Annotated in this window: 20 protein-coding genes; 12 read left to right on the top strand and 8 right to left on the bottom strand. The window is 61.2% G+C overall.

Annotated elements, in window-relative coordinates; translation table 11 throughout:
• Positions 1-26: 26 nt before the first annotated feature.
• Entirely contained in the window at positions 27-1,658 is a 1,632-nt protein-coding gene (locus LC531_RS13795; protein WP_223651139.1) for a PepSY domain-containing protein, read from the top strand.
• A 151-nt stretch (positions 1,659-1,809) separates the two neighbouring features.
• Here LC531_RS13795 and LC531_RS13790 read toward each other — a convergent pair whose 3' ends face one another.
• The 6 genes from LC531_RS13790 to LC531_RS13765 form a co-directional block, all read right to left on the bottom strand.
• On the bottom strand, positions 1,810-2,697 hold the full coding sequence (locus tag LC531_RS13790) for an SDR family oxidoreductase (protein WP_223651138.1): 888 nt from the start codon (positions 2,695-2,697) through the stop codon (positions 1,810-1,812).
• A 139-nt stretch (positions 2,698-2,836) separates the two neighbouring features.
• Positions 2,837-3,736, bottom strand: coding sequence for a helix-turn-helix domain-containing protein (locus LC531_RS13785; RefSeq protein ID WP_223651137.1), 900 nt, complete (start codon positions 3,734-3,736; stop codon positions 2,837-2,839).
• A 68-nt stretch (positions 3,737-3,804) separates the two neighbouring features.
• Entirely contained in the window at positions 3,805-4,332 is a 528-nt protein-coding gene (locus LC531_RS13780) for an NADPH-dependent FMN reductase (RefSeq protein ID WP_223651136.1), read from the bottom strand.
• Between the two features lie 103 nt (positions 4,333-4,435).
• A complete protein-coding gene (locus tag LC531_RS13775) occupies positions 4,436-5,227 on the bottom strand; it encodes an SDR family oxidoreductase (protein ID WP_223651134.1) in 792 nt (263 codons plus the stop codon).
• A gap of 189 nt (positions 5,228-5,416) precedes the next feature.
• Positions 5,417-5,794 carry a cupin domain-containing protein gene (locus tag LC531_RS13770; RefSeq protein ID WP_223651132.1) on the bottom strand — a complete coding sequence of 126 codons (378 nt, stop codon included), beginning with the start codon at positions 5,792-5,794 and terminating at the stop codon, positions 5,417-5,419.
• A 144-nt stretch (positions 5,795-5,938) separates the two neighbouring features.
• The gene (locus LC531_RS13765) at positions 5,939-6,544 is read right to left on the bottom strand and encodes a pentapeptide repeat-containing protein (protein ID WP_223651130.1); all 606 of its coding nucleotides are present in this window, start codon (positions 6,542-6,544) and stop codon (positions 5,939-5,941) included.
• Positions 6,545-6,659: 115 nt separating this feature from the next.
• Here LC531_RS13765 and LC531_RS13760 point away from each other — a divergent pair, with 115 nt between their 5' ends.
• The gene (locus LC531_RS13760; RefSeq protein ID WP_223651128.1) at positions 6,660-7,076 is read left to right on the top strand and encodes an STAS/SEC14 domain-containing protein; all 417 of its coding nucleotides are present in this window, start codon (positions 6,660-6,662) and stop codon (positions 7,074-7,076) included.
• A 13-nt stretch (positions 7,077-7,089) separates the two neighbouring features.
• Here LC531_RS13760 and lysA read toward each other — a convergent pair whose 3' ends face one another.
• Entirely contained in the window at positions 7,090-8,301 is a 1,212-nt protein-coding gene (gene lysA, locus LC531_RS13755; protein WP_223651126.1) for a diaminopimelate decarboxylase, read from the bottom strand.
• Positions 8,302-8,426: 125 nt separating this feature from the next.
• On the opposite strand from lysA, the gene LC531_RS13750 reads away from it, so the two are divergent.
• The 4 genes from LC531_RS13750 to LC531_RS13735 all read left to right on the top strand — a co-directional run bounded on the left by LC531_RS13750 (position 8,427) and on the right by LC531_RS13735 (position 11,189).
• Positions 8,427-8,972, top strand: a complete 546-nt coding sequence (locus LC531_RS13750; protein WP_223651124.1) for a hypothetical protein — start codon at positions 8,427-8,429, stop codon at positions 8,970-8,972.
• Positions 8,973-8,990: 18 nt separating this feature from the next.
• Positions 8,991-9,518: a DinB family protein gene (locus tag LC531_RS13745; protein WP_223651122.1), complete on the top strand. Its 528-nt coding sequence runs from the start codon at positions 8,991-8,993 to the stop codon at positions 9,516-9,518.
• Between the two features lie 7 nt (positions 9,519-9,525).
• Positions 9,526-10,227 (top strand): hypothetical protein, encoded by a 702-nt coding sequence (locus tag LC531_RS13740; RefSeq protein WP_223651119.1) that lies wholly within the window; start codon positions 9,526-9,528, stop codon positions 10,225-10,227.
• Between the two features lie 356 nt (positions 10,228-10,583).
• On the top strand, positions 10,584-11,189 hold the full coding sequence (locus LC531_RS13735; protein WP_223651117.1) for a PPC domain-containing DNA-binding protein: 606 nt from the start codon (positions 10,584-10,586) through the stop codon (positions 11,187-11,189).
• Positions 11,190-11,416: 227 nt separating this feature from the next.
• Here LC531_RS13735 and LC531_RS13730 read toward each other — a convergent pair whose 3' ends face one another.
• Positions 11,417-12,487 carry an NADH:flavin oxidoreductase/NADH oxidase gene (locus tag LC531_RS13730; RefSeq protein ID WP_223651115.1) on the bottom strand — a complete coding sequence of 357 codons (1,071 nt, stop codon included), beginning with the start codon at positions 12,485-12,487 and terminating at the stop codon, positions 11,417-11,419.
• Between the two features lie 228 nt (positions 12,488-12,715).
• Between LC531_RS13730 and LC531_RS13725 the strand changes: the two genes are divergently transcribed.
• The 6 genes from LC531_RS13725 (at position 12,716) to LC531_RS13700 (ending at position 19,191) form a co-directional block, all read left to right on the top strand.
• Positions 12,716-14,077 (top strand): Gfo/Idh/MocA family protein, encoded by a 1,362-nt coding sequence (locus LC531_RS13725; RefSeq protein ID WP_223651112.1) that lies wholly within the window; start codon positions 12,716-12,718, stop codon positions 14,075-14,077.
• A gap of 267 nt (positions 14,078-14,344) precedes the next feature.
• On the top strand, positions 14,345-15,244 hold the full coding sequence (locus tag LC531_RS13720) for a prephenate dehydratase (RefSeq protein WP_223651110.1): 900 nt from the start codon (positions 14,345-14,347) through the stop codon (positions 15,242-15,244).
• 4 nt (positions 15,245-15,248) lie between these two features.
• Complete coding sequence (locus tag LC531_RS13715) at positions 15,249-15,752, top strand: DUF2199 domain-containing protein (RefSeq protein ID WP_223651108.1); 504 nt, start codon at positions 15,249-15,251, stop codon at positions 15,750-15,752.
• Positions 15,753-15,827: 75 nt separating this feature from the next.
• Entirely contained in the window at positions 15,828-17,036 is a 1,209-nt protein-coding gene (locus LC531_RS13710; protein ID WP_223651106.1) for a pyridoxal phosphate-dependent aminotransferase, read from the top strand.
• Positions 17,037-17,113: 77 nt separating this feature from the next.
• On the top strand, positions 17,114-17,962 hold the full coding sequence (locus LC531_RS13705) for a prephenate dehydrogenase (RefSeq protein ID WP_223651104.1): 849 nt from the start codon (positions 17,114-17,116) through the stop codon (positions 17,960-17,962).
• 158 nt (positions 17,963-18,120) lie between these two features.
• A complete protein-coding gene (locus LC531_RS13700; RefSeq protein WP_223651102.1) occupies positions 18,121-19,191 on the top strand; it encodes a chorismate mutase in 1,071 nt (356 codons plus the stop codon).
• Positions 19,192-19,273: the final 82 nt, after the last annotated feature.

Genomic DNA, 19,273 nt, shown 5'->3' with positions numbered 1-19,273 from the left:
TGAAAGTCCGCGCTACATCTCATTTCATGCAAACCACTTCCACCCCGCCGCCCCGTGAGGCGGCCTCGCCCATGCGGCGCTTCGTGGGCCGCCATATGTACCGCTGGCACCGCACGCTGGGCCTGATTACGCTGCTGCCGGTTATTATGTGGACGCTCAGCGGGTTGTCGCACCCGCTGATGTCCAACTGGTTGCGGCCGGCCATTGCGCACGAAACCGTGCCTACCCCCCCGTTGCGGCCCAATGCGCTGGCCGTGCCCGTAGCGCAGGTGCTGAGCCAGAACCACTTGGTTGCCATCCAGAACCTGCGGGTGGTGCAGTTTCAGCAGCAGCCTTATTATCAGATAACTGACTACCGCAGCCGGCTGCGCTACTTTTCCGCCGCTACTGGGCAGGAACTGCCCGGCGGCGACCGCACCTACGCCGAGGACGTGGCCCGCTACCTGCTGGCCGACTCCACTTCGGCCGTGGCCAGCGCCGAGCGCCTAACGCACTATACGGCTGACTATAAGTTTATTAACCGCCTGCTGCCAGTCTGGAAAATCACCTTCGACCGGCCCGATGGCATGGCCATTTTCGTGGAAACCGGGCAGAGCCGCATGGGCACGTTCAACAACCACGCCCGCGCCCGCTTCCTGTGGGTGTTTGGAATGCTGCACAATTGGGATTTTCTCGACGCCCTACCCCGGCCGCTACACCTGGGCATCATGCTGGTATTCACAACGGTTATCTGGCTGTCGGCCCTGAGCGGATTGGTGATGTACGGCTTCGTGCGGAAAAAACTGCGGCAGCCGCGCTCGGCCCAAGACCGGGTGGGCTGGCTGCGGCGGCGCCACCGCACGCTGGGGCTGTGGGTGGCGTTCGTCACGTTCACGTTTGCCCTGAGTGCCTCGTACCATTTAATTCAGAAATTCAACCCCGACCGCCGCGAGGAAGTGGCGCGGGTGAGCGCCTTCGCCGCCAGCGAGCTGACCTGGCCGCTGACCGACGCCCTACCCGGCCCCGCGCCCGTCACGCGGGTATCGCTGGCGCGGGTGGGCGGCCAGCCGTACTACCGCCTTGTGAGCAAAGGTGCTGAGGGTAAGCCTACTGTGCAGTACCGCAGCACCCGCGACGGCCAGCCGCTGCCCGCCGGCGAGTCGGTATACGCTGCCGAGCTGGGCCAGGAATTCATGCTGGCGCTGAATGGCCACCCGGCCACCGCCAGCGCCACCGGCGCGGCCGAAGACGGCGCCTTACCCGAATGCTGCGCCCCGCCCACCGCGGAGGCCGAAGCTCCCGCGGCCATCGGTGCGCCCGCCGCGGCGGGGGGGGTAGGCAGCCCCACGCCGGCCCTGGCCAGCCTGGGTAGTCCCGAGCTGGTGACCAAGTTTGTCGGCGAATACGGCTTCGTAAATAAGCGTCTGCCGGTGATGAAGCTCAGCTACGCCGGCCCCGGCCATCCGGTCCTGTACGTGGAGCCCGGCACCGGCCGCCTGGCCGCCCTCGTCACCGACGGCGACCGGCGCGAGGGGTTGTCCTTCGCGGTGCTCCACAAGTTTTTCCTGATGGATTGGGCGGGCAAAAATATCCGCGACGCGGTGGCGATGCTCTCGGCGCTGGGCGTGCTGGCCATCACGCTCTACGGCTTCGCGCTGCTGCTCAAGACGTGGCGCTAAGAGGGGGTAGGCAATTGGCATGGCGAGCAACGCGCAGCAATCGCACCAGAATGAGCGGTTTGAGTATCGTTCTGGTGCGATTGCTGCGCGTTGCTCGCCATGCCAAACGTCTTTTGGGTAAGTCTTTGAGCCTTAGACTATATTCGCCAGCTCACCCCTGGAGATACTGACCCTGCTTGATATCAGCCAGCAGGCCCGGCTGCGTGGGGTGCCAGCCGAGCTGCTGCTGGGTGAGCGCGCTCGACGACGGGGCATCCATCGCCACGAAGCCAGCTATCGGGCCCAGAAACTGCGGGGCTTCTTCGGGCGATTTAGATGCCACGGGTAGGTTTAACTCCTGGCCGACGGCCGTCATAATCTCGCGCACGGGAATGCCTTCTTCGGCTACGCCGTGGTAGCTGGCCCCGGCTACCCCCTGCTCCAGTACCAGGTGGAAGAGGCGGGCGGCATCAAGCCGGTGTAGGGCGGACCAGCGGTTATTCCCGTCGCCCACGTACACGACGGTGCCCGTGCGGCGGGCGGCTTGGGCAAACAGGTCCACGAAGCCGCAGTAGCTGGCATCGTGCACTAGAGGGGCGAGGCGCACCACCGAGGCTCGCACGCCCTTCGCCACCTGCGCCTGGGTAGTTGTGTCGGTTACGCGGGGTGAAACTGGCAGGTGCTTATCCTGCTCCGTGGCGAGGCGGTCGGGCGCATTCAGGCCCATCACGCCCGAAGTAGTCACGAGGGGGCGGTTGGTGCCGGCCAGGGCGTCGCCCAGCGCCTCAATGGCCCGCCGGTCGGTTTCAGAGGCAGCGGCAAAGATGGTGAAATCATGGATGAAACCCAGGTGAATTACTGCATCGGCCGCTTTGGCCCCGCTCGTCAGGCTGTCGAGGTCGTCGAGCGCGCCACGGTGGACTTCGGCCCCGGCCTCCGTTAACTTCTTGGCCGACTCCTCCGAGCGGGCCAGGCCGAGCACTTGGTGGCCCGCTTTTAGTAATTCGGGGATAAGGGCCGAGCCAATAAAGCCGCTGGCCCCGGTTACGAAAACCTTCATAGTGAACTATTTAGAGGGTAATTAACAAGCGCGGGCGTTGGCGGCGCGCCTTCGATACTACCCCGCAAAGGTCCGGCTAGCGGCCTGCCGCACCACTGCGCCAGCTAAACCAGTTACTGCGCCAGCTAAACAATCGGGCCTACCGTCGGAAATTGCTCGGCGTGAGGCCGCTTTGGCGCTTGAAAAACGTGCAGAAATGCGCCACGTCGGTAAACCCCAGCTGGTCGGCCACTTCCGAAACGCTCTGATTAGTTTGCTTGAGCAGCAGCTTGGCTTCCTGCGTTATACGGCTCGCAATCAGGGCGGTAGTGGTCTGACCGGTAACTTCCTTTAGCACCCGGTTGAGGTGCACGACGTGCACGGCCAGCTGGTCGGCGTAGTCTTTGGCCGTGCGCAGGCGCGGGCCTTGCGGCGGAAACTGCCGCTCCAGCAGTTTGGCAAACTGGTCGGCTACCCTGGTCGCGGCGGGGGGTAGGGCCGCGGCCGGAGCCGGCTGGAGCTTCTGCGCGAAGTGAATCAACCCCAGCAAGTAGATACGCAACAGGTCGTATTTATAGGCGTAGCCAGTGGCCATTTCGCGTATCATCTTCTCAAAAATAGCCTCCGCGGCGGCGCATTCGGCCTCTGATATCCGAATGGCCGGCTGTGCTCCGGCCCGGAAAACGGGTAGCTCCTCCACGCGCATCCCGCCCTTGGCGGGTAGCAAAAATTCCTCGGTGAAGATGCAGAAATAGCCCGTGAGTGCCTCGCCGTGCACCGTCCAACGGTAGGCCGTGCGGGGCGTGGCCAGAAACAGTGTATCCGGCCCGACCTCCACGGCGTGGTCGGCAAACTCGAAGCGGCCTTCGCCGTGCGAAAGGCTAATTTTATAAAACGCCTGCCGGTTGAAGGGCGTCGGTGGGCGGTGGTGCCGGCCGGGCCGCAGGTTGCCTAGGCTGAAGACATCAAACTGGCCCAGCTCGCGCTGCATATCGGCCGGAGTCTCGCCGGCCACGGGTGTAAACTTGGCGTACAGGTCTTCGAGCGAGGTAGGTTTCATAGATGGGTTTCAGTTAAAATTTCGTCCATTGATTGACCCCTAATCACTCAACTATTCAACCGCATAAATCACCAGGCCAGCAGCGCTTCGGCCTGCTCGCGCAGCAGTTGCTCAAAAAGCGGACTGCTCAGCTTGCCCTCGGCCGAGAGGTGCTGGCTGATGCCGGGCAGGCGCACGCGCTGCGGCAACACGCTGGTGCCCAGGTAAAACAGAATATCGGTGAGGTGGCTCAGGGCCAGCGCGCCGCCCATGCTGCCGCTGCTCAGGCTGATGAGGGCCGCTTTTTTGCCCCTGATGCCGCCGGGGTAGGGTAGGGCGTCGATAAACGACTTGAGCGCGCCGGGAATGGAACAATTGTACTCGGGCGCGATAACGACGAGCTTATCCGACTGGTTGAGCGGGGCGATGAAAGCGTTAAAATTGTCGTGCCGCCCGGCGTTGTGATAGAGCGCCACGTTGAGAAAATCTTCCGGCAGCTCCGTCAAATCCATAATTTGATACGCCGCGCCCAGTTCCGTGAGCAGGGTAGCGTAAAAATTGGCCACGATACGGGCGCGGGACTGCGGGCGGTTGGTGCCAACGAGGAGGGTAATCAATTGATTGATAGGTAAGAGTATGCTACATTTAAGAGAGCCTGTCCTTGCGAGCATGTTGCGCATCAAGCAAGGACAGGCTTGGTTAGCTAGTAACCAGCAACTCCTAAAAAAGTCCGCGCAGCCAGCCGCCATCCACGGCCGTGGAGGTGCCGGTGATGTAGCTGGCCCGCTCAGAGCACAGAAACGCCGCCAGCGCGGCAAATTCGCGCGGCTCGCCCAGCCGGCGCATGGGTATCTCGCTGGTCCAGCGCTCGGTAGCCTGCTCGGCCGAGATGCCCTCGCGGGTGGCGGCGGCATCGGCCAGGTGCTCCACGCGCTCGGTGCGGGTGTAGCCGGGCAAGATGCAGTTGACCGTGATGCCACTGGCCGCTACCTCGTTGGCCAGGGTGCGGGCCATGCCCGTCACAGCCGCTCGCATGCTGTTGGAGAGCAATAGGCCCGCTATGGGCTGTTTCACGGCAATGGAGGTGATATTGAGAATCCTACCCCAACCGCGGGCCTGCATGCCGGGCAGTACGGCGCGGGTCAATTCTACTACGCTGGTGAGCAGCAGGCGGGTAGCGGCGTCCCAGGCGGCGGCATCGTGCTGGGCAAAGGTGCCCGCCGGCGGCCCGCCCGCGTTCGTTACTAGTATATCAATTTGCCCAAACTCAGCCAGGGCGGCCTGTACCAGCCGGGCCACATCGGTGGGGTTGGCTACATCGGCGACTACGCCCAGCACCCGCGCGCCGGTAGCCGCGCGAATAGCCGCGCAGGTCTGCTGCAAGGTATCGTCGTGGCGGGCGCACAGCACCAGGTGTGCGCCTTCGGCGGCCAGCTCTTCGGCTACGGCGCGCCCCAGCCCCTTGCTGGCGGCGGCCACAAGGGCTACTTTTCCGGTTAGTCCGAGGTCCATTGGTGAATTAGTGAGGGGGTAGGGAAGTAATGATTGGTGGGTAAAAGAACGTCATGCTCATCTGGCGTCCGCTTGTCGAAGCATCGCGCGCGGGACAGTAGAATCAATCGTTGAACGATACGAGCGAGATGCTTCGACAAGCGGACGCCAGATGAGCATGAGGCTCTTTTACCCACAACCTCACCAATTTCACTTCTGCCGTAGGTAGCTGTCGCTGCCGTCGAGCCAATCCTGGCGGGGCGGGCTAAACACGTCTACGTCGAGGGTATCTTCCAGGGCCTCGGCGGTGTGGGGCAGCCAGGATGGGATGGTCAGCACCTCGCCGGCGCGCACGATGACCTCCTGGCCACCATCGTCGCCCAGATGAAAGCGTAGCGCGCCTTCCAAGATGTAGGTAATCTGCTCGTTATGATGCGAGTGCTTGGGCACAATGGCACCCTTCTTGAGGTACACGTGGGCCAGCATCATCTGGTCGCCGGTGATGAGGCGGCGCGCGATGGTGTCGGACAACTCATCCTTGGGCATGTCGTCCCAACGGTAATGGGTAGCGGGCGGAATCGGGGGCATGGTGGGGGGTAGGGATAAGGATTACCAGCAAAGAACGTCATGCTGACGAGGGAAGCATTGCACTAGCGTCGTTGGGCAGCGGCGCGAGTGAGATGCTTCCTTCGTCAGCATGACGTTCTTTCATTGCTCATTATTTATTACCCACTACTCCACTACCAGCCCGTACTTGTCGAGCAAACCCGGCAGGCCGGCCAGCGCGAAGCGCGCGCCGGTCAGGTCGTTGGCTTCGGGGTCGAGGCTGAAGCCGGTGGCGGTGGTAAAGTTGGTGCCCACCAGCCGGGTATCGTGGAAAATGGTGCCCGTGAGGTCGCAGTCCATAAACGCGGCCCCGCTGAGGTCGGCGTTGGTGAAGTCGGTTTCGGCCAATGAACAGTACGCGAAGCGCGTGCCCGCTAGCTTCTTCCCACCAAACGAGGCGTAGCGCAGCTGGCAATGGTCGAAATGCACCCCAAACAGCATATCTTGGCACGCCCCAAAAGCCACGCCCAGCAGCTTGCAATCGGCAAAAGCTACGTTTTGCAGGGCCGCCCCGCCGAGCCGGGCCGTGGTCAGGTTGCAACGCTCAAAGAGGCAGTCTTCGAAGCGCAGGCCGGCCAGGTTGGCTTCGCTCAGCTCGCAGCCTACGAAGTGGAGCTGCTCCAGGTCAGTGCCCAGCGCCAGCAGGCGGGGCGCGTTGAGGCCAGTGAGTACGTTTTCGACCGGAAAGTTGGTGGGCTTGCGCAGGGCAGTAGGCTTGCGATGGGGCTTCATGAAACGCAGAAAAAAGAGCCGCAAGCTAACCCCGCGCCCGGCTACGCAGTTTAAGGCGGGCTAACCACGGCTACTGCCTGCCCCGGCCGGGGGTAGGGACTGCCCGCTACTCGCCATGCCTACCGCTACCCGCACTATTTACTTCAAAAACAGCGCTGGCTGCGTTTGGGAGGAGCCCGAACACTACCTGCGCCTCGACTACTGCGCTGGTCCGCGCCAGGAGGGCGAGTTTAAGGCCCTGCTCACCCACGCCCGGCAGGCCATGCAGCGCCACGGCTGGAGCCGGCTGCTTATCAATCAGCAGCAGATGAAGGCTTTCACGCCGACCGAGGAAAGCTGGATGATAAACGAGTGGCTGCCCCAGGCCGTGCGCGAAAACGGCTACCGCCACGGGGCCGTGGTAGTAGCGCACGACGTATTCGCCCGCCTCGCCATGACGGGCCTCGTCCTGACCAGCCGCCAGTTGGGCCACACGTACCGCAATTTTGAAAATGAAGCCGAAGCCGCCGACTGGCTGGCGAGGGTAGGCTAAGCTTCAGCTTGTCCTACCCCTCCTGCCCGGCCAGCAAATCCTCGAACGTTTGGCGGCGGCGGATGAGGCGCGGGGCAGCCTCGCCGTCGAGCAGCACCTCGGCGGGGCGCAGGCGCGAGTTGAACGAGCTGCTCATCTCGAAGCCGTAGGCCCCGGCGTTGTGGAAGGCCAGCACGTCGCCCTCGCGCACTTCGGGCAGCAGGCGGTCCCAGGCAAAGGTGTCGGTTTCGCAGATGTTGCCGACTACCGTGTACAGGCGCTCGGGGCCCTGGGGGCGCGTGAGGTTCGAGATGTAGTGGTACGCCTCGTACATCATGGGCCGGATGAGGTGGTTGAAGCCCGAGTTGACGCCCGCGAACACCGTGGCCGTGGTGTGCTTCACCGTCGCAACCTCCACCAGCAGGTAGCCCGCCTCGCTCACCAGGTACTTGCCGGGCTCAAACCAGGCTTCGAGCGGCCGGCCATATTCGGCCTCAAATTCCCGGAAGGCCGCCGCCACTTGCTCGCCCAGGGCGGCCACGTCGGTTTCGGGGTCGCCGGGCTTGTAGGGCACTTTAAAGCCCGAGCCCAGGTCCAGAAACTCCAGGTCGGGGAAGCGGCGGGCGGCATCAAATAAGATATCCAGCGCCCGCAGAAACACGCCCACGTCCTTGATTTCGGAGCCCGTGTGCATGTGCAGGCCGCGCACGTGCAGGCCGGTGCCCTTCACTACGCGCTCGAGGTGCCGCAGTTGGTGAATGCTGATGCCAAACTTGCTGTCGATGTGGCCGGTCGAAATCTTGTAGTTGCCGCCCGCCTCAATATGCGGGTTCAGGCGCACGCACACCGGGTAGGAGCCGCCAAACGTGGCCCCGAACTGCTCCAGAATGGCCAGGTTGTCAATGTTCAGGTTCACACCTAATTCTTTGGCTTCTACCAACTCGCTGAACGCCACGCTGTTGGGCGTGAACAAAATATTCTCGGGCCGAAAGCCGACGTGCAGTCCTAGCCGCACTTCGTTGATACTCACACAGTCGAGGCCCGCGCCCTCGGCCAGCAGAATTTTCAGGATGGCCACGTTGGTTAGCGCCTTGCAGGCGTAGAAAAACCGCGTGGGGTGGCCCTCAAAAGCCGCCGTCAGCTTGTGGTACTGCGCCCGAATAACGTCGGCCTGGTACACGTAGAGGGGGGTGCCAAACTGCGCAGCGGCGGCCAGCAGGGCAGGGGTAGGGAGCGAAGCAGACATACGAAAACAGCAAAAAGCCGCGGCCGGGCCGCGCCCGCAAAGGTAAGGCCGCCACCCAGGCTCCCGGCCCGCTCGAAGCGGCCATATATTTGCCCTGTCAGCCAATTCTCAATCTAATTTTTTCCATGCATAATCGTTTACTATGGCTGCTAAGCCTACTATTGGCCGGGCCACTGCTGGCCCACGCCCAGGAGGTGCCCAGCACCTACCAGGTCGAGTACGACTCCTTGTGGCAGCGGGCGGCGCGGGTGCGGGCGTTTGTAGGGGCCAGTATCGCGCAGTCGCGAACCTCTTTTGTGGCGCTGGGCGGCACCAGCCGCCGCACCATAAGCCTCGCCCGGAGCCGGTCTTTGGCAGATGGGTTGGAAGCAAATGCCTTCAGGCTGGTTAAGGAGGAAATAACCAAGCACAAAACCCACGGGGCCGACGTAACCAAGATAAACTACTACGCCACCAGTGGTCAGTTGCTGCTGGCCGAGCTGTACCAGCAGCACCAGCTAGTACGCTTGCAGCTAACCCAATACGCCCAACAAAATGGCCGCGTCCGCCATAAGCCCTACCGAATGGCAGAGTGGGTACGCGGTGACTATTTGCGCTTGACTCTCTACAGTGTGGGTATCACCAACCCGCCGCGCAATTATTATTTTAACTTCCTGCGTCTGCCCGAGTAGTCGCGCCGCCCGCTTGCCATGCCTAAAACCCTACCCGAAGTCTGGCTGCGCGGCCCGCTGCCCGCCGTGCCGCCGCTGTTGCAGCCGGTGGCCCACGCCCTACTGCAAGCCCGCGCCGAAGTAGCGGATATTATGGCCGGCTTTCCGGCCGACAAGTTGGCTGCGCGCCCGCTGGGCCTGGCGTCGGTGGGCTTCCACCTGCGCCACCTGGCGGGCGTGCTCGACCGCACTTTTACCTACGCCCGCGGTCAAGCGCTCAGCGAAACCCAACTGGCCTACCTGGCCGCCGAGGGCCAGCCGCCTACCCACCCCGGCGCGGCGCAGGAGTTGCTGCGGGCCTTTGACCAGCAGGTGGATAAGGCATTAATGCAGCTGCAAAACACACCCGAAGCCAGCCTGCCCGACTGGCGGGGGGTAGGGCGAGCGCAGCTGCCGAGCACGGTTATTGGCCTGCTGGTGCACGCCGCCGAGCACACCACTCGCCACGTGGGCCAGCTACTGGTAACGGCCCGGCTGGTGCGGAGCACGGCCGCCAGCAACTACTAGACGGCGAATGACCGGCCGCCCCGGAGCGATGCCGCCAAAATACCTTGCCGCGAAAAGAAACCTGCTGCAAAAAAATGCCCTACCTGCTTCACGCGCAAGCTCCTATCTTCGGTTAATGCTAACTGCTAACACTGACCAACTAACCGGCCGCGCCACCGGAGCTTTGTTCCTGGCTGCCTTTGGCAGCGCCTGGTTCGCCTTATGGCTCGTAGCTACCCATCGTCTTCGTCCTGCCACTGGGGCGCTTGTGAGCCTGGGCCTGCTGGCGCTCGTGCTCACGGGAAGTTGGGTGTTACGCCATGTGAAGCGCTTGCCGCCACCTGCGCCCGGCCTGGCCAACGACCTCCGCAGGCGGCGCGAGCGGCGCGTTTTTGGCGTGGTCAATGCCGTGCAGTGGAGCGCTATTTTTTTTGCCGGTTGGCTCTTGCCTCGGCTGGGGCTCACCGCCTATTTCACGCCCTTTATCGCGGGGATTGTGGGGCTGCATTTTTTTCCTCTCGCCCGTCTTTTTCACTATCCGGCCCACTACATAACAGGCGGAGCCTTGCTGGCGTGGACGCTTGGCTGTTTATTTATCCTGTCACAGTTGGAGTGGCAAGCGAGCGTCGCCCTCGGGGCAGGCATTATTTTGTGGCTCAGCGCAAGCTACTCGCTTGGGCAGGCCGTGCAAGTGCTGCGCAACACACAGCCGACCAGCGCGCCTAAGTGAAGCCCACATTACGGGCTAAAAATGACCGCTAAACAGAAGTAGGTGGGGTCTATACAGTTAATAATCGGTTAATTTTAACACTTAAAGTGCTAAAATTAAAATTCGCACCCATATCATTATAACTTTAAAATTTTTCCTAATTTAAGCAATCGCAAAAAATGAGTTTTATGCTCATCCATGTTAATGCAGGAATGAGTCTGTGCTGTAATTTTTCGTTTGTTGAGAAAAGTCAGGCTAGGTAATAGGTTAAACAGGCCACCTCAGCTCCTGAGCATTAGGCAAAGGAAAATGCGCCTGCAACGGCCTGCTTTGCGTAGGCAGCAAGTAGTGAGCCGCCGTGCGGCCCCGTTGTCGCTATGAAAATTAAGTGTGTATCCTCTTCAGCCTATTGCGTGGGCCTGGCGCTGCTGCTCGCCGGCCCGGCCGCCCACGCCCAAACCCAACCTCGCAAACCCATGTCTGCCATCGAATATCAGTCGCCCAACCATCCCATTGCTTCCGGCAAGGCCCCTGGCCTGCAGCACAAGCTACTCAGTGAGCAGGGCGGTGTTAAGAACTACGTGCTCATCTTCGCCAAGGGCGATGAGGTGCTGAGCGGCCTCACCGATTTTGCCACCGCCGAGCACGTGCAGGCGGCGCATTTTTCGGCCATTGGGGCCTTTCAGCAAGTAACCACGGCCTGGTTCGACCCTCAGAAAAAGCAGTACCGCCTGAACCACGTGCAGGGGCCAGTCGAGCTGGTGTCGCTGCTCGGCGACGTGGCCCTGGTCGATGGCAAGCCCGTGGTACACAGCCACCTGGCCATTAGCCACCCCGACGGCCGCGTGGAGGGTGGCCACCTCATCGAGGCCTATGTGTTCCCTACTGTCGAGCTATTTCTGACCGTGTACCCCACGCCGCTCTATAAAAAAGCCGACCCCGAAACCGACCTGCACCTCATCGACCCCGCCGCCACGAAGTAGCCAGTAGCAAAACGGCCGGCCGCGCGAGCTTAACCATACTTCAGCCCCAAAAGCTCTGCTTAGCCATCGGCCGTTTAGCGCCGTAGTAGTCGCCCTACCCCCGTCATGCGCGGCAAGGCTCTATTATTCCGACTTGGTATGAGGGAGTAGCAGCCAATCAAATGCGATGCAAAATGATTTAGGATTAGAAGTTTTACGTAATTTCTAAGGCTCTAATTTGTTAATCCCTAACGCTTGGCTCGCTTGTACTGCACCGGCCAGGTTACGTCGGCCCCTAGTTCGTGGGCCGCGCGCAGCGGAAAGTAGGGGTCGCGCAACTCTTCGCGAGCCAATAATACCAAGTCGGCCTGGCCGCTGGCTACGATTTCTTCAGCTTGGGCGGGCGTAGTAATGAGGCCCACGGCCCCGGTAGCAATGCCTGCTTCGCGCCGGATGCGCCCGGCAAACTCGACCTGGTAGCCGGGGCCGACCGGGATTTGGGCGGTGGCCACGTTGCCGCCCGTCGAGCAGTCCACAAGGTCCACGCCGCGCTCGCGCAGCTCAGCGGCGAGCCGCACCGACTCGTCGGCCGTCCAGCCGCCTTCGGCCCAGTCGGTGGCCGAGATGCGCACGAATAGCGGAAAAGTGGGGGGTAGGGCCTGGCGCACGGCCGCCACCACTTCCAGTAGCAGCCGGGCGCGGTTCTCGAATGAGCCGCCGTAGGTGTCGGTGCGCTGGTTGCTGAGCGGCGACAGAAACTGGTGCAGCAGGTAGCCGTGCGCGGCGTGTAGCTCAATCACCTGAAAGCCCGCGGCCAGTGAGCGCTCGGTGGCGCTGCGGAAATCAGCAATTACTTTCTTGATGCCCGCCGCATCTAGTGCCATTGGCAGGGGGTAGTCGTCGGAAAAAGGCACCGCGCTGGGTGCCACCACTTGCCAGCCGCCTTCGGCGTCAGGAATCGCGCCGTGGCCCCGGCCCAGCCAGCTGGTGTAGGTGCTGGCCTTGCGGCCGGCGTGGGCCAGCTGCACGCCCGGCACGCTACCCTGGGCCTCAATAAACTGGTTGATACGCCGCTGAAAATCAATATGCTCGTCTTTCCAGATGCCTAGGTCTTCGGGCGTAATGCGGCCCTCGGGCGACACGGCCGTGGCTTCCTGAATGAGCAGGCTGGCCCCACCCACGGCGCGGCTGCCGCTGTGCACCAGGTGCCAGTCGTTGGCAAAGCCATCCTGGGCACTGTACTGGCACATGGGGGACACGACGATACGATTTTTGAGCGTGAGGCCACGCAGGGTAAGCGGCTCGAAAAGGGCGGGCATGCGGAGGAAAATAAGCGTCGGGCAAAGAAATAAATTGCCGACTAATGATTGTCTATCAAGCGTTTATACTAAATCATAAAGCGCTGGCAGCTAGTAATTGACCCCTGCTAAACCGGTCAGCACGGGAGAGGTTATCACCGCCGAGCTTACTCTGCCGGCCGGCAACGCTGGGCCCCCTCCGGCACGTAGAGCCAGCTTTCCCTGGCTTCCTACTCTTTACTTTCTACCATGTTCCACGAGATTTCCACTGCCGATAGCCTCGACCGCGTTGCGGTTGAAACCACCGCCGATACGGCCTGCGACGCCTCGCGCCGCCAATTTATCAACCACGCTGGGCGCGGGCTGCTGGCCGCCGGTCTGGCCTCGACCCTACCCCTGGCCGCCGCCGAAGCCGCCAGCCTGGGAGACGCTGCACTGCCGCCCGTCACGGGCCCGCTCGATATCACCCTACCCTCCCTCGAAGCGCCCACCGACCCTAAAGCCGGCCCTTTTTTGAATCCCGACGCGCCCGACCAGCGCGTGGGGTACGCCCTCGTGGGGCTGGGCCATCTCACGCTGGCCGAAATCTTGCCCGCTTTTGGCCAGTGTAAGCACGCCAAGCCGGTGGCCCTGGTGAGCGGTGATGCTGACAAAATGGCCAAAGTAGCTAAGCAGTACGGTATTAAGCCCAGTAGCTGCTACTCGTACCAGACCTACGACAAGCTCAAGGACAACCCCGAGGTGCAGGTAATTTACATTGTGCTGCCCAACGCGATGCACCACGAATTTACCCTTCGGGGGGCAAAAGCCGGCAAGCACATTCTCTGCGAAAAGCCGATGGCTACTTCTGTGAAGGAGTGCGAGGAGATGATTGAGGCTTGCAATAAGGCGGGCAAAAAGCTCATGATTGCCTACCGCATTCAGTACGAGCCGCTCAACCGGGCTGCCATGAAGCTAGTGCGCGCAAAAACCTACGGTCAGACCAAGCTCATCCAGATGATGGACTGCCAGAACCAGGCCCACGACCAGCAGTGGCGCCATAAAAAAGCCCTGGCCGGCGGCGGCTCACTGCCCGACGTGGGTCTTTATTGTCTCAACACTACGCGCTTTTTGCTGGGCGAAGAGCCTACCGAGGTGTCGGCCTATACCTACAGCACGCCCGGCGACGACCGGTTTAAGGACATTGAAGAAAACGTGGCCTTTACGCTGCGCTTCCCCAGCGGAGCTATCTCGCAGTGCATGAGCGGCTACGGCTCCTTCGATTCCAAAAACTACATGGTACACGCCGAAGCCGGTACCATCAAGATGGACCCGGCTTTCCCCTACAAAGGCCTCAAGCAGGAACTGGTGCACGCCCCCGGTGGCAAGCAAGTAACCGAGCAGCCCAGCAACCCTGATAAGCAGCAGTTTGCCCTCGAACTAGACCACATGGCCGAATGCGTACGCGACAACAAAACGCCCTACACGCCCGGCGAGGAAGGCTTGCAGGACCAACGTATTATGGAAGCTATCTATCAGTCGGCCAAAGAGAACCGCCCGGTAAAATTGACGGTAGGGGTAGGCAAAACCGATGCCTTCCGGGGCACGCCGCCCACCGAGGAGCAGGCATAACTAATGCAATTATCAATGGGCACTTATTAATGCCCGACATTGCTCATTGATAATTGCCAATCGCGCACTACCTTGCCGCCCAATTCAGCAGGTATCATGTTCAGCAATCGCTACTTTTTTGGCTTCTATTATTTTACGCCGCCCGCGTAGAACGAGTCGCCATGTAGCTAAGCCCCGAAAATTAGCAGCGCCACTCGTTCCCCGAGTGGCGCTTTTTTTATGCTTTTCCGAAGCAGCTTCCGCCACAAGTCATACTTTATATTTAAAATGAAAGTCGCCATTCAAGGGTTTCAAGGCAGTTTTCACGAGGTAGCGGCCCGCCAGTACTTCGGGTCGACTCCGGCGCTGAATTTCTGCGCCACCTTTAGCGAGGTGGTGGCCCAGGTGGCCGATGGCCGCGCCAAGGTGGCCCTCATGGCAATGGAAAACTCGCTGGCCGGTAGTATTTTACCAAATTATTTGCTGCTGGAGCGCGCCGACTTCACCATTACCGGCGAAGTGTACTTGCCCATTCACCAGCACCTGCTGGCGCTGCCCGGCACCACGCTGGCCGACGTGCGGGCCGTGCACTCGCACCCGATGGCCTTGCGCCAGTGCGGCGATTTTCTGAGCCAGCACCCCGACTGGCAACTGGTCGAAACCGAGGATACCGGCCTCAGTGCCCAGCGCCAGGCCAAAAGCCGGATGCCCGGCGTGGCCGTGGTGGCCGGGGCGCAAGCCGCCGCGGCGTTTGGGCTGCAAGTGCTGGCCTCCGCCATCAACGACGACCCCAGCAACTACACCCGCTTCCTGGTGTTGGAGCGCGCCGCCGAGGCCCGCCCGGTGGCCCGGCCCGACAAAGCCTCGCTGTATTTCTACACCTCGCACGCGCCGGGCATGCTGGCGCGGGTGCTCACGCTGGTAGCGAGCCACGGCCTGAATCTGAGTAAGTTGCAGTCGTGCCCGCGCCCTAGCCAGCCCTGGCACTACGGCTTCCACGCCGACGTGGAGTTCGACGCCCCCGCCCAGCTAGCGCGGCTGCTGGCCGAACTACCCGCCGTGACGGAGGAGCTGCGGGTGCTGGGCGCTTATGAGCGCGGCAATATGGTGTTTAGGGAGGAAGGGGTAGTGGAATTAAAAGAGTATCATTCTACTCAAAGCCATATCTCCTCACAGCTTTCAGGCTAACATTATGTCTGGTTTTACTTGCGTAACCTGCGGCCAATACCACGAGGAATTACCGTTGTGCTTTGGAGCTGAAGTTCCATTATATTACTACAGTATTCCGGTGGAGGAGCGGGAAATCCGCATTGAAATGTCAGCTGATTGGTGCGTAATAGATGAACAGCATTTTTTTGTTAGAGGGAGAATAGAAATACCAATTTTGAATTATACCGAAACGTTTATTTGGAACGTTTGGACTTCGCTTAGCGAGGAGAAATTTATTCGGTCTCAGGAAATGTGGAACGACCCCTTGCGAGTACAGGAGATGCCTTATTTCGGCTGGTTGCAAACCGAAATTCCAGGCTATGAAAACACTGTCAACTGCAAAACTTGGGTACACACGCAACGGGTAGGTATCATTCCAAATATAGAGGTTTTTGAAGAAAATCATCCGTTAACAATTGACCAGCGTGATGGCATTACGCTAATACAAGTGCAGAAGCTAGTTGAATCGCTGCTGCATGCCGAGTGATTAGCCACTACTCACAAGCTTACCAATATGCTTCATTTTGCTCAGTGTGACGCCCTTCTCTAGCTTATTAACCTAATGACTATCACCACCGCCAGTCGCCTGGCCCACACCGGCGAATATTATTTTTCGCGCAAGCTGCGCGAGCTGGCCGCACTCAATGCGGCCGGGGCCAATATTATCAGCCTGGGTATCGGCAGCCCCGATTTGCCGCCGCATCCCAGCGTGGTAGCGGCACTGGCCGCTACTGCCGGCCAGCCCGGCGCGCACGGCTACCAGAGCTACCAGGGCACGCCGGCATTGCGCCAAGCGATGGCCGGCTTTTACCAAAAAAGCTACGGCGTGGTCCTCGACCCCGCCACCGAAGTGCTGCCGCTGGCCGGCTCCAAAGAGGGCCTGATGCACCTCGGCATGACCTTCCTGGAAGCCGGTGACGCGGTGCTGATTCCAAATCCCGGCTACCCCACCTACCGGGCGGTGGCCGAAATCTGCGGGGCTGAGGTGCGCGAGTATGACCTGACCGCCGCCACTGGCTGGCTGCCTGACCTGGCCGCGCTGGCTCGGACTGATTTAAGCCGCGTGAAAATGATGCTGGTCAACTACCCGCACATGCCCACCGGCACGCCGGCCAGCCCCGCGTTTTTGCAGCAGCTGGTCGAGTTTGCCGCAGCGCACGGCATTATGCTGGTGCACGATAACCCCTACGGCTTTGTGCTAAACGAGACGCCGCCCACAAGCCTGCTCAGCATTCCGGGCGCTAAGGAGGTAGCACTGGAGTTGAATTCACTTAGTAAGAGCCATAACCTGGCCGGCTGGCGGGTAGGGATGCTGGTGGGCCGCGCCGATTGGCTGACGGAGGTGCTGCGCTTCAAGAGCAACATGGATTCGGGCATGTTCCTGGGCACGCAGCAGGCGGCTGTGGCGGCGCTGGCGCTCGGCGACGACTGGTTTGCGGAGCTGAATGCCACGTACCGCACCCGGCGCGAGCTAGTGGTGGCGCTGCTGCGCGCCCTGGGCGGCGCGCCCGCGCCGGGCCAGGTGGGCCTGTTCATCTGGGCTGCCGTGCCACCGGCGTATGCCGATGGCTACGCCCTGAGCGACGCTGTGCTGGCCGAAGCCCGCGTGTTTCTGACGCCCGGCGGCATCTTCGGCAGCAACGGGCTCGGCTACATCCGCGCCAGCCTGTGCCAGCCCGAAAGTGTGCTGCGCGAGGCGTTGGAGAGAGTTGAAACGATGCAAAAAGAACGTCATGCGGCGCGGCGCGAAGCAGCTTATGTGCAGCAGTAACCTCAATCGTTGAACGACACCCGAACGGCGCGGGCGAGCTGCTTCGCGCCGCATGACGTTCACTTTTAGTAAACCTAATGACTATCACCATCATCGGCCTCGGTCTTATCGGCGGCTCACTGGCGCTCAGCCTACGGCAGCACGGCCTGGCCGACCGCCTTATCGGCGTGGAGGCCTACCCCCCCTACGCCCGTCGGGCGCTGGAGCTGGGCCTGGTCGACGAAATCGAGGCCGACCTGTCGGCGGCCGTGGCCCTGGCAGGCCTCGTCATCGTGGCCGTACCGGTAGATGCGCTGCTGACCGTGCTACCCCAGGTATTAGACTTGCTTACTGACCAGCAAGTGGTTATCGACGTGGGCTCGACCAAAAGCAACCTGCTGGCGGCCGTGGCGGGGCACCCGCGCCGGGGCCGCTTTGTGGCCGCGCACCCAATGGCCGGTACCGAATACTCGGGTCCCGACGCGGCCGTGCGCGGTTTGTTTGAGGGTAAGACGCTGGTTATCTGCGACGCGGCGGCCAGCGACGCCGACGCCGTAGCCACGGTAGAGGCACTGTTTCGGGCGCTACCCATGCGGGTGCTGCACTTGGGCGGGGCCGAGCACGATTTGCACACGGCCTATGTATCGCACATCTCGCACCTCACCTCGTTTGCCTTGGCCCTCACGGTGTTGGAGAAAGAGCAGCGTGGCGAGCAGCGCATTTTTGACCTGGCCGGTGGCGGCTTCGCTTCCACGGTGCGGTTGGCCAAGAGCGCTCCGGCCACTTGGGTGCCCATCTTCCGCCAAAACCGGGAAAACCTGCTGGATGTGCTCGATGAGCATCTATCGCAATTGCGTAAGCTGCGCGAATTGCTGGCTGGTGAAGACTATGCCGGACTGACGGCGCAATTGGAGCAGGCCAATGAGATACGGAAGATTATTCCCTGAAAAAGTAGGACATCAAAAGAGAACGTCATGCTGACGACAGGAAGCATCTCGCTCGCATCATTGAACGATTGAATTTACTATCTCACGCGAGATGCTTCCTGTCGTCAGCATGACGTTCTCTTTAACAATCACCAACTAATAATTACCAACCACCCCCCATGTTTCACGACCTGTTCAATCGCAAACCCGAGGATAAGCCTTTCCTCATCTCTGGCCCGTGCTCGGCCGAAACCGAGGCGCAAGTGCTCGAAACCTGCCAGCGCCTAGCCGCCACGGGTAAGGTTCAGGCGCTGCGCGCCGGCATCTGGAAGCCCCGCACCAAGCCCGGCGGCTTTGAGGGGGTAGGGGCCAAGGGCCTGCCCTGGCTCAAGAAAGCCAGCGAGCTAACCGGCCTGCCCGTGGCCGTGGAAGTAGCCACCGCCAAGCACGTGGAAGACTGTCTGGCCTTCGGCGTAGACCTGGTGTGGGTGGGGGCGCGCACCACCGGCAACCCGTTTTCAGTGCAGGAAATTGCCAATGCGCTGCGCGGGGTGGATATTCCGGTGCTGGTCAAAAACCCCATTCACCCCGAGCTGGAGCTGTGGGTAGGGGCCATTGAGCGCTTGCAAAAGGCGGGCTTAAAGCAGGTGGGTATGATTCACCGGGGCTTTTCGAGCTACGGCAACACCGACTACCGCAACGCGCCCATGTGGCACCTGCCCATCGAGATGAAGCGCCGGCTGCCCGAGATGCCCATCCTCAACGACCCCAGCCACATCTGCGGCCGGCGCGATACGCTGTTTGCCGTGGCCCAGCAGGCGTTGGACCTCGACTTCGATGGGACGATGATTGAGAGCCACATCGACCCTGACAATGCCTGGAGCGATGCCAAGCAGCAAATCACGCCCGAGGTGCTGCAGCAGCTTATTACCGACTTGGTGTGGCGGCACGAAACCACTGATAAAGAAGAGTTTCTAAGCGCCCTGGCCGGCCTGCGCGAGCAAATCAACAACCTCGATGCCGAGGTGATGCAGCTGCTGGGCCGCCGCATGGCCGTGGCCGAAAAAATCGGTCAGTACAAGAAGGACAACGACATTACCATTCTGCAAACTGCCCGCCTAAACGAGATTCTGGCGCGCAGCAAGCGTCAGGGTGCCCAGGTAGGCCTCACCGAAGATTTCGTGGAGCGCTACATGGAGGCCGTGCATCTGGAGTCGGTGATGCGCCAGGAGCGGGTGATGAAGGGGTAGGATACCCGCGCTACTTAAAGCGAACGTCATGCTAACGCAAGGAAGTACGACGTTCGCTTTAGTGGGTTTTACTGTGCTTGCC

The organism is Hymenobacter psoromatis, from assembly GCF_020012125.1.
Taxonomy (GTDB): domain Bacteria; phylum Bacteroidota; class Bacteroidia; order Cytophagales; family Hymenobacteraceae; genus Hymenobacter; species Hymenobacter psoromatis.
Note: the sequence above shows the minus strand (reverse complement) of the source record. Positions and strands in the feature narration are given on the sequence as shown.

Coding starts and splice junctions, on each gene's coding strand:
- LC531_RS13795 (WP_223651139.1), top strand. CDS start 27: ATGCAAACCACTTCCACCCCGCCGCCCCGTGAGGCGGCCTCGCCCATG.
- LC531_RS13790 (WP_223651138.1), bottom strand. CDS start 2,697: ATGAAGGTTTTCGTAACCGGGGCCAGCGGCTTTATTGGCTCGGCCCTT.
- LC531_RS13785 (WP_223651137.1), bottom strand. CDS start 3,736: ATGAAACCTACCTCGCTCGAAGACCTGTACGCCAAGTTTACACCCGTG.
- LC531_RS13775 (WP_223651134.1), bottom strand. CDS start 5,227: ATGGACCTCGGACTAACCGGAAAAGTAGCCCTTGTGGCCGCCGCCAGC.
- LC531_RS13770 (WP_223651132.1), bottom strand. CDS start 5,794: ATGCCCCCGATTCCGCCCGCTACCCATTACCGTTGGGACGACATGCCC.
- LC531_RS13765 (WP_223651130.1), bottom strand. CDS start 6,544: ATGAAGCCCCATCGCAAGCCTACTGCCCTGCGCAAGCCCACCAACTTT.
- LC531_RS13760 (WP_223651128.1), top strand. CDS start 6,660: ATGCCTACCGCTACCCGCACTATTTACTTCAAAAACAGCGCTGGCTGC.
- lysA (WP_223651126.1), bottom strand. CDS start 8,301: ATGTCTGCTTCGCTCCCTACCCCTGCCCTGCTGGCCGCCGCTGCGCAG.
- LC531_RS13750 (WP_223651124.1), top strand. CDS start 8,427: ATGCATAATCGTTTACTATGGCTGCTAAGCCTACTATTGGCCGGGCCA.
- LC531_RS13745 (WP_223651122.1), top strand. CDS start 8,991: ATGCCTAAAACCCTACCCGAAGTCTGGCTGCGCGGCCCGCTGCCCGCC.
- LC531_RS13740 (WP_223651119.1), top strand. CDS start 9,526: ATGACCGGCCGCCCCGGAGCGATGCCGCCAAAATACCTTGCCGCGAAA.
- LC531_RS13735 (WP_223651117.1), top strand. CDS start 10,584: ATGAAAATTAAGTGTGTATCCTCTTCAGCCTATTGCGTGGGCCTGGCG.
- LC531_RS13730 (WP_223651115.1), bottom strand. CDS start 12,487: ATGCCCGCCCTTTTCGAGCCGCTTACCCTGCGTGGCCTCACGCTCAAA.
- LC531_RS13725 (WP_223651112.1), top strand. CDS start 12,716: ATGTTCCACGAGATTTCCACTGCCGATAGCCTCGACCGCGTTGCGGTT.
- LC531_RS13720 (WP_223651110.1), top strand. CDS start 14,345: ATGAAAGTCGCCATTCAAGGGTTTCAAGGCAGTTTTCACGAGGTAGCG.
- LC531_RS13715 (WP_223651108.1), top strand. CDS start 15,249: ATGTCTGGTTTTACTTGCGTAACCTGCGGCCAATACCACGAGGAATTA.
- LC531_RS13710 (WP_223651106.1), top strand. CDS start 15,828: ATGACTATCACCACCGCCAGTCGCCTGGCCCACACCGGCGAATATTAT.
- LC531_RS13705 (WP_223651104.1), top strand. CDS start 17,114: ATGACTATCACCATCATCGGCCTCGGTCTTATCGGCGGCTCACTGGCG.
- LC531_RS13700 (WP_223651102.1), top strand. CDS start 18,121: ATGTTTCACGACCTGTTCAATCGCAAACCCGAGGATAAGCCTTTCCTC.